1 protein-coding gene is annotated in these 10,400 nt (G+C 60.5%); it reads left to right on the top strand.

What is annotated here, in order from left to right; translation table 11 throughout:
* Positions 1-10,400: non-ribosomal peptide synthetase (locus BLP78_RS14805; protein ID WP_090460499.1), on the top strand; the 10,400-nt coding region annotated here is incomplete at both ends.

Below are 10,400 nucleotides of genomic sequence, written 5' to 3' on the forward strand. Positions count from 1 at the left end.
TTCTTCGTCAATACGCTCGCCTTGCGCCTCGACCTGTCGGGCGATCCGTCATTTACCACGCTGCTCGAGCGCGTGCGCACGGTGGCAACCGAGGCGTACGCGCATCAGGATCTGCCCTTCGAGATGCTGGTAGCCAGACTCGCCCCGGCACGACACCTGAGCCAGGCACCGCTGTTCCAGGTGATGTTCGCACTACAAAACGTGCTTTCTCAGGGGCAGGAAGGAGAAGATGAGGAGGCGTTCGTATCCGGCCAGGATCGGGACGAGTCGGGCACGGCCAAGTTCGACCTGCTGCTTTCCCTGGTCGACGACGGGCGCCGGGTAACTGGATATTTTGAATATAGCGCCGATCTTTTCGATGCACAAACTATCGGCCGAATGGCCAGGCATTTCGAAGTTCTACTGGCGGGCGTCGCCGCTGATCCGGAACGCCGCTTTAGCGATCTACCCCTTCTCACCGAAGCCGAGCGGGAACAGCTTTTGGTCGAATGGAATGATACGCGTACCGAGTACCCTCGGGATACGTGCATTCACGCACTATTCGAAGAGCAGGCAAAAAAGCGTCCGAATGCGATTGCCCTGGTACTGGAGGAGCGCCATCTGACATATGGCGACCTCAATACGCGCGCCAACCAGCTCGCGCACCGCCTGCGCCGTCTCGGCGTCGTTCCGGAGATGCCGGTTGGGGTCTGCCTTGAGCGTTCTTTTGATCTGATCGCCGCCCTGCTCGGTATTCTCAAGGCGGGCGGAGCCTACCTGCCGCTGGATCCCGCCAGCCCTCGCGCCAGGTTATCGGTCATGATGAATGATGCGAGAACAACGGTGGTGCTGACTCGCAGCCGGTTTCTCGATGTACTCCCCGAACTGCACGGGGAAGCCATGCGATTGGTTTGCATCGATGATGAATGCGAGGAAATCGCGCGCGAATCTGCGGATAACCCCGTAGGCGGGGTGGTGGCCGACAATCTCGCCTACGTCTGTTATACGTCGGGCTCTACCGGCATACCCAAGGGTGTTGCGGTCACTCAACGTGCCGTCGTGCGGCTCGTAAAGAATACCGACTACGCCACATTTGCTTCCGATGACGTATTTCTTCAATTTGCGCCGATTGCGTTCGACGCTTCAACCTTCGAAATCTGGGGCTGCCTGCTTAACGGCGCGCGGTTGGTAATCATGCCTGCGGCCGCGCCATCGCTCGAAGCGCTTGCGGACGTGATCCAGCACCGCGGGGTTAGCAAGCTCTGGCTGACATCAGGACTTTTTCACCAGATGGTCGATGCCCATTGCGAATGCCTGAATAGGGTGCGCCAGCTCATCACCGGCGGCGATGTATTGTCGCCGGGCCATGCCCGCAGAATGCGCGAGCAACACCCGCAGTGCGTACTGATCAATGCGTATGGCCCCACCGAAAATACCACATTCACTACGTGCTATCCGGTGCCTCCGGCAGAGAAGATCCATAGCCCCATCCCCATAGGCAGGCCGATTGCCAACACTGAAATCTACGTACTGGACGACCGGCTTCAACCGGTACCCATCGGCGTGCCGGGAGAGCTCTATATCGGCGGCGAAGGCCTTGCCCGCGGCTATCTCCACCAACCGGCCCTCACCGCCGAGCGATTCATCTCCCATCCGTTCCGTTCAGGTGCGCGCCTGTACCGGACCGGAGACTGGGTGCGCTATCTTCCCGACGCAAACCTGGAGTTTCTCGGACGGCGTGACCAGCAGGTCAAGGTGCGCGGATTCCGCGTCGAACTGGGTGAAGTGGAAGCAGCGCTGCGCGGATATCCGGATGTTCGCGAGGCGGTAGCGACGGTGCGTGAAGACACGCCCGGCGACAAGCGCCTGGTCGCTTATGTGGTGACGGATAAGCCGCCTTCTGTGAGCGAATGGCGGCATTTTCTGCAAGCACGGCTGCCCGACTACATGGTGCCTTCGGCATTTGTCGCGTTGGCGGCCTTGCCGTTGACTGCCAATGGCAAGATCGACCGCTCGGCATTGCCCAGACCTGCGGTAGCAAGGGAAACCGCGGCGGTGGCGCCGCGCACCGAAGACGAGCGCCGACTGGCGGATATATTTGCCGAAGTGCTCCACCTGCCCCAGGTCGGTATCCACGATAATTTCTTCGAACTGGGCGGTCATTCGCTGCTTGCCACGCAGGCGGTCTCGCGAATCCGCGACATTATGAATGCAACGGTTCCACTGCATGTTTTCTTTGAGGCACCTGCCGTGGCCGAGCTTGCGCTGCGACTGGGACCCCGTTCAGCGTCACAGCCGATTCCGCGCCGCAATGGAAATGGCCCTTATCCCCTCTCCTTTGCCCAGCAGCGCCTGTGGTTTCTTGATCAGCTTTCTCCGCACAGTACGGCATACAACCTTTGCACCACCCTCTCCTTTCACGGGCCGCTGGATGTAGCAGTCCTTCAAAAAAGCCTCGCCGAAATCGTGCAACGGCATGAAATCCTGCGCACGACTTTCGATGCCGTTGACGGGCAAGGTGTCCAGATCATCGCGCCGCCTTCAGCGCCCGCGCTGACCATCATTGATTTACGTCATCCGCTGGGGGACGAGACACGTAAGGCTAACACCGGTGCTCCCAACGAAATTTCCAACGAAGCTTCCAGCGAGACTTCCAACAAGACAGCGAATGAAATAATCAGGACGGATGCCGAAACGCCGTTTGATCTCGCGCGCGGACCGCTTCTTCGGACGACGCTGCTACGCATCAACGACTCGGATCAAATCCTGGTGATGACCATGCACCATATCGTTGCCGACGGATGGTCCATCGGCATACTCAAGCGGGAACTGCAAGCCCTTCTCGCAGCCTACGCGGATGGCCGGCCTTCGCCGTTGCCGGAATTGCCGATCCAGTATGCCGACTTCGCCTGTTGGCAACGGAGTGCCCTACAAGGGGACCCGTTGAATGGTCTGTTCGCCTACTGGCAGAAGCATCTGGAGGATGCCCCGAGGCAGCTTGTCCTGCCTTCCGACCGGCCGCGCCCGGCAGTACAGACTTTCCGCGGCGCTTCCCTGTCGGCATCCTTGCCCGCCGGGTTGACGGCAGGATTGCGAGCCCTTTCGCAACGGGAAGGCGCCACCTTGTTCATGACGCTCCTGGCTGCTTTCGGCGCGCTCTTGTCGCGCTACAGCGGACAGTCCGACCTGGTGATCGGCACGCCCATTGCCAATCGCACCCGCAGCGAACTGGAAGGGCTGATCGGATTCTTCGTCAATACGCTCGCCTTGCGCCTCGACCTGTCGGGCGATCCATCATTTACCGCGCTGCTCGAGCGCGTGCGCACGGTGGCAACCGAGGCATACGCGCATCAGGATCTGCCCTTCGAGATGCTGGTGGCCAGGCTCGCCCCGGCACGACATCTGAGCCACACACCGCTGTTCCAGGTGATGTTCGCGCTGGAAAATCTTCCCCAGGAAACGCTACCGTCCACCTCGAATATCGCCGCCGGCAGTATCGTCGAAGCACGCGGCGCGGCGAAGTTCGATCTTACCCTCGCCGTTTCCGAGTTCAATGATGGAATGACGGTCACTTTCGAATATGCGACAGATCTTTTTGACTCGATAACCATTCGGCGAATGCTCGGTCATTTCCTGGTACTGCTCGAAGGCGTCGTTGCCAAGGCGGAAGGACGCCTATCCGAACTGCCCCTGCTTTCCTCAACCGAACGGCAACAGCTTCTGGTCGAATGGAATGCCACCGCTGCCACGTTCCCGCGTGATGGCTGCATCCACACATTGTTCGAGAGCCAGGCGGCGCGGACGCCGGACGCGGTAGCCCTTGAAGCGGGCAATGAACGGCTCACCTATGCACAACTGAACCGGCAAGCCGACCGTCTCGCCGCGCATTTGCGTGGGGCCGATGCACAGGATGCGCAAGGGATCGATGCGGACACGCCAATAGGACTGCTGACCGATCGCGGCATTGGAATGGCCGTTGGCGCTCTCGGCATCCTCAAGGCGGGGGCCGCGTATGTTCCCATCGATTCCACATTTCCCGAGGAACGGATCGCTTTCATTCTTGCCGATACCGCCGCACCCGCGGTGGTAACCCGGGAAGCATTCGGGGAGCGTCTTGCCGGCTACACCGGGCGCATCATCACCATAGATTCCACCATTGATTCCGCCATTGATCCCGGCAACCTCGGGAGGAAGAAGGGTGAAGGGGAAAATGAAGCGCTCGCAGTGCGCGCAAATGTCGGGCCGGAGAATCTTGCATACATCGTCTACACTTCGGGATCTACCGGCGCGCCGAAAGGCGTCATGGTGCCACACCGGGCGTTGGTCAACCATGCCGCCGCAGTCTCGGCGTCCTATGCGCTTTGCGCAACCGATCGCGTGCTGCAGCTCGCCTCTCCCGCGTTCGATGTGGCGGCGGAGGAGATTTTCCCTGCCTGGCTGTGCGGAGCCACCGTTGTCGTATGGCCCGAGATTGGCCCTCCGGTGTTTTCGGACCTGCTGGACTTCGTTGAAAGCCGCCACCTCAGCGTTTTGAACTTGCCGGCCACCTACTGGCACGGATGGGTGGAAGAACTGGCGAACTTGCGAATGCCCGCAAGCCTGAGGCTCGTGATAGTCGGCAGCGAACCGATGATGCCGGCACGACTGGCCGAATGGCGACGGCAGACGGACGGAAGAGTCGCCCTGATCAATGCCTACGGCCCCTCCGAGACCACGATCACGGCCACGCTCTGCAAACTTTCTCCGCCTGGAATCCCCATACTCACGATGGTCCCGGCAAACGGTACCGTTCCCACCCCTGGCGGCCCGCTCCCTGCCAAACCGGCCTCCGATACCCCCATCCTCTCGGTGCCCATAGGGCGGCCGATTGCCAACACTGAAATCTACGTACTGGACGACCGGCTTCAACCGGTACCCATCGGCGTGCCGGGAGAGCTCTATATCGGCGGCGAAGGCCTTGCACGCGGCTATCTCCACCAACCGGCTCTCACCGCCGAGCGATTCATCTCCCATCCGTTCCGTTCAGGTGCACGCCTGTACCGGACCGGAGACTGGGTGCGCTATCTTCCCGATGCAAACCTGGAGTTTCTCGGACGGCGCGACCAGCAGGTCAAGGTGCGTGGATTTCGCGTCGAACTGGGTGAAGTGGAAGCCGCCCTGCGCGGATATCCAGATGTTCGCGAGGCGGTGGCGACGGTGCGTGAAGACACGCCCGGCGACAAGCGCCTGGTCGCTTATGTGGTGACGGATCAGCCACCTCCTGTGAGCGAATGGCGGCATTTTTTGCAAGCGCGGTTGCCCGACTACATGGTGCCTTCGGCATTTGTCGCGTTGGCGGCCTTGCCGTTGACTGCCAATGGCAAGATCGACCGCTCGGCCTTGCCCAGACCTGCGGTAGCAAGGGAAACCGCGGCGGTGGCGCCGCGCACCGAAGACGAGCGCCGACTGGCGGATATATTTGCCGAAGTGCTCCACCTTCCCCAGGTCGGTATCCACGATAATTTCTTCGAACTGGGGGGTGACTCGATCCTTGCAATCCAGATCGTTGCCCGGGCGCGCGCTCAAGGGCTGCGCTTCACCCCCCGCCAGCTTTTCGAGCAGCCGACCATTGCCGGATTGCTGACGATCACGGACGCCACCATAATCGCGGCTGAGCAGGGAACGGTAACTGGAACCGCGCCGCTTACGCCGATTCAGCACTGGTTTTTCGAGCAGAATCTGGTTGATCCGCAGCATTACAATCAGACGGTACTGTTGCCGGTCTCGCCTGGCATCGACGATGACCGCTGGGTGAGTATTTTCAACCTGCTCCTGGACAATCACGACGCGCTGCGGCTGCGCTTTTTCCGCACCGACGAAGGGTGGTTGCAGACACTCGCGGCTCCAGATGGGGTAGCGCCGTTTGCACGAGTCGATCTATCCGGGGTTGAACCATCGCAACAGGCGGCAGAGATAGCAAGACGGGCAGCGCAGGCGCAGGCGAGCCTCGATCTTGCCCGCGGCCCGCTGCTACGCGCCGTGCTGTTCCACTTCGGTTGCCGGCAAAACGCAAAGTTACTGATCGTGATCCACCATCTGGTTATTGATGGCGTTTCCTGGCGCATCCTGCTGGAAGATCTCGATACTATTTGTGCCCAACTGGACGGACTGGGCCGGCCGGCCCACCTGCCGCCGAAAACTACCGCCTTCACATCCTGGGCGGAAAAACTGGCAGCCTATGCAGATTCGGCAAATCCGGCAAATCCGGCGATTCTGCGGGAAGAGGCGCGGTACTGGCTTGCTGCGCTGCCGGCACAGGCACCACTTTTGCCGACCGATTTGCCTGCACTGCCGGACGCCAACACCGCCGGATCGAGCCGCACGGTAGTGGTGTCTCTCAGCACAGAAGAAACCACATACCTGCTGAGGGATATAGCACGGGCGCATCAAGCGCGCATCGATGAAACGCTATTGACCGCCATGGCGCTTGCCTTCGCACGGCGGACAGGAATCGGCATGCTGCTGGTCGATCTGGAAGGCCACGGCAGGGAAGCGCTTTTTGACGACGTCGATTTGTCGAGGACAGTGGGCTGGTTTACAACGCTCTTTCCGGTAGCGCTCGACGTCAGCGATTACACCGATCCCGTCACGCCTGATTTAGCGCTGCGGCATGTCAAGGAACGGCTGCGTACAATTCCCCGTCGTGGCATCGGTTATGGTCTCCTGCGGTATATAAGCAGGGGAGAAACCGGCGAATTGCTGCGGGCTCTTCCGCAGCCACAGATAAGCTTCAATTACCTCGGACAATTCGAGTATTCCGCCGATCCGGCTACCGGCGAGACAGATCTGCGTGGACCGGCTTTTAGCGAGCATAGCAGGCGACGTTATCTTATCGATGTCAACGGAGGTGTCTTCGCGGGTCAGTTGCATTTATCCTGGATCTACAGTGAGGCAATCCACCGCCGCGCTACTGTCGAATCACTGGCGTCGACATTTATCGACGAGTTGCGCAAACTCATCAGGCATTGCCTGTCCTCCAGGCCCGAAGGACTGACGCCAATGGATTTTTCCCTGACCAATCTGGGTCAGGCGCGGTTCGACGGGCTCCTGCGCGACAACCCGGATCTCGAGGACATCTATCCCCTGTCGCCGATGCAGGAGGGAATGCTGTTCCATACGCTTCTCGATCCGGATTCGGGCGTCTATGTCGAACAGCTCCATCACTCCTTTGCCAGCAGTGTGGATATCGAAGCATTCGAGGAAAGCTGGCGGCGCGTCGTGGCGCGCCATCCCGTGCTGCGGACGACATTTCACTGGCAGGGCCTCGACGCACCCGTGCAAGTCGTTCATCGTGAAGCGCGGCTGGACTGTACCCATCATGATTGGCGTGGATTGCCGGAAATGGATAGTGAAACGGGTCGTCGCCTCGACGATTATCTCGACGCCGACAGGCGGCGAGGTTTCGATCTTTCGAAAGCGCCGCCGATGCGAATCGCGCTGATCCGCACCGGTGACGATCAGTTCGAGTTTATCTGGAGCCATCACCATGCTCTCCTCGACGGATGGAGCGTACCGATCCTCTTCTCCGAGATTGGAAATTTTTATGAAGCCATCCGGCGCAACGTCCGATACGAACCGCCTCCACCACGTCCTTACCGGGAGTATATCGCCTGGTTGCAAGAGCAGGACCGGGATGCCGCCCGCGCTTACTGGAAGCGAGCACTCCATGGCTTTACGGCCGCCACGCCGCTAACCGTAGGCCGCCCCCGCAAAGGCGCCGAGGGACATGCTGAAGGGCACATCCTGCTGTCAGCCGGATCGACCGCCGCGCTTGAATCCTTCGCGCGAACGAACCGGGTAACGCTCAACACCCTGGCTCAGGCCGCCTGGGCGCTTCTCCTGAGTCGCTACAGCGGAGAGACCGACATTGTTTTCGGCATCATCGTCGCGGGCCGGCCTGAAGCGCTTCCTGAGGTCGAATCGATGCTGGGGCTTTTCATCAATGCATTGCCGCTGCGCATCTCCCTCGCGGACACGGATACCCTGACTGGCTGGTTACAGAAGCTGCAGGGCCGCCAGCTCGAAGACAGGGAATATGGGTATGGTTCACTCGCTGAAATCCAGCACTTGAGCGAAATTCCCGCAGGATTACCCCTTTTTGAAAGCCTCCTGGTTTTTCAAAATTATCCTCAGCGGGAGTTGCCGGCCGAGGAAAAGAAAAGCCATGCCCCCAGCTCGACCCGGGCCGTCGAGCGCACAAGCTATCCGTTGACGGCTATCGCTGCACCCGGCGAAGAGCTCCTGCTCAGGCTTCTGTATGACCGGGCGCGTTTCGACGAGGCCACAGTCATGCGCATGCTCGATCATTGGCACACGCTGCTGGAAGCGATGATCGCGCATCCGGCGGAGCCACACGTGAGGCTGGCTGAACTTTCGTTGCTCACGGCCGCGGAGCGCCAGCAACTTGCCGACTGGAACCACAACCAGGCTGAATATCCTCGCGACCGCTGCATTCACGAACTTTTTCGGGAACAGGTGACGCGTACGCCCGATGCGATTGCTATCGTATATGGCGACACCCGGCTCACCTATCATGAGATCAATGAGCGTGCCGATCTGCTTGCCTGCCATCTGAGCCGACTCGGCGTCGGTCCCGATACGCCAGTGGCGCTCTGCGTCGAACGCTCGCCGGAGATGGTGATCGGCATCCTTGGCATCCTTATTACCGGTGGCTCCTGCGTGCCGCTCGATCCGGCATATCCGGATGAGCGGCTGGCATTCATGCTGCGAGACAGCGGCGCACTGCTCCTGCTCACGCGGCGCGGGCTGCTTGAGCGGCTGCCAGCCCAACGTGCCTTGTGCATCGACGAACCTCTGGCGCCGCTATCGGACGATGCGCCGGACACTTCGCTGGATCTTCGCAAGCTGCCGACCTCGCAGAGCCTCGCCTACGTCATCTACACTTCAGGGTCGACCGGCAAGCCAAAAGGCGTGGCGATGCCGCATCGCACGCTGGTCAATCTGATCAGCTGGCAGCATCGGGAACTGGGCCCCGGCGGTACGACGCTGCAATTTGCGCCATTGAGCTTCGATGTCTCGTTCCAGGAGATTTTCTCGACCCTTTGCGCAGGCACGATGCTGGTCCTGGTACCGGAAACATTGCGGCAGGACCCGGCGGGATTATGGCGGTTCATTAGCCTGCAGGAAATCCGGCGGCTGTATCTACCCTTCGTTGCGCTACAGCAATTGGCGGAAGCCGCCTCGGGCATGCAGGCGCTTCCGGCGACCTTGCGGGAAATCATCACCGCCGGCGAGCAGTTGCAGGTCACCCCGCAAATCCGCGCCTTGTTCAGGAATATGCCCGGCTGCCGGCTGCACAACCATTACGGCCCATCGGAAACCCATGTGGTTACCGCCTTCACTCTTGCGGATTTACCCGATGACTGGCCGCTTCTACCCCCTATCGGCCACCCAATCGCCAATACGTCCATCCATCTGCTTGACTCCGGTCTACGCCCGGTGCCTATCGGCGTTCCCGGTGAGATGTATATCGGCGGGGATAACCTGGCGCGCGGCTACATCAACCGCCCAGAGCTCACTGCGGAAAAATTCGTCACCGGCTCAAGCTATCCGGAAGCGCGACTTTATAGAACAGGCGATCTTGCCCGCTATCTTCCCGATGGCAATATCGAGTTTCTCGGCCGCCTCGACAATCAGGTGAAAATCCGGGGTTTTCGCGTTGAACCAGGCGAGGTGGAGGCGGTGCTCGCTGCGCATCCAGCCGTACGTGAGGCCGCTGTCGTGGCGCGGGAAGACGACCCCGGCGACCGCCGACTGGTCGCTTACGTGGTGGCCCGAACGGAAACGCGGCCAGCAATCGGGGAGCTTCGCCGGTTTCTACAGGAACGTCTGCCGGCGTATCTGGTGCCGGCAGCATTCGTTTCTCTCGGGAGGCTGCCCACTACCCCCAGCGGAAAGATCGACCGGCGGGCGCTACCCGCGCCCGATCGTTCCCGCCCGGACCTCGGACGTGCGCCCACTGTACCGCGCACAGTGGAAGAGGCGCGGGTTGCACGAATCTGGGCAGAGGTTCTCGGGATCGATACTGTCGGGATCGAGGATAATTTCTTTGAGCTGGGCGGTCACTCGCTATTGGCGACCCGCGTAATCTCCCGAATCCGCGACGTTTTCGGAATTGAAGTGCCATTGCGCAGCCTGTTCGAATCGCCCACGGTGGCCAGTCTTGCGCGAGAAATAAGCGAGGCAGGCCAAGAAGCAAGCCATGGAATAATCGGCACCGCCGAGCCTCCTATCCCCGCGGGGCTGAGGATGGACCCCTGTCCACTGTCCTTTGCGCAGCAAAGGCTGTGGTTTTTCGAGCAATTGCATCCGGGCAGTGCGGTTTATCATTTGAGCACCGTGCTGCCATTCGAGGGTTCGCT

This window comes from Nitrosospira sp. Nsp1 (genome assembly GCF_900100985.1).
Classification (GTDB): domain Bacteria; phylum Pseudomonadota; class Gammaproteobacteria; order Burkholderiales; family Nitrosomonadaceae; genus Nitrosospira.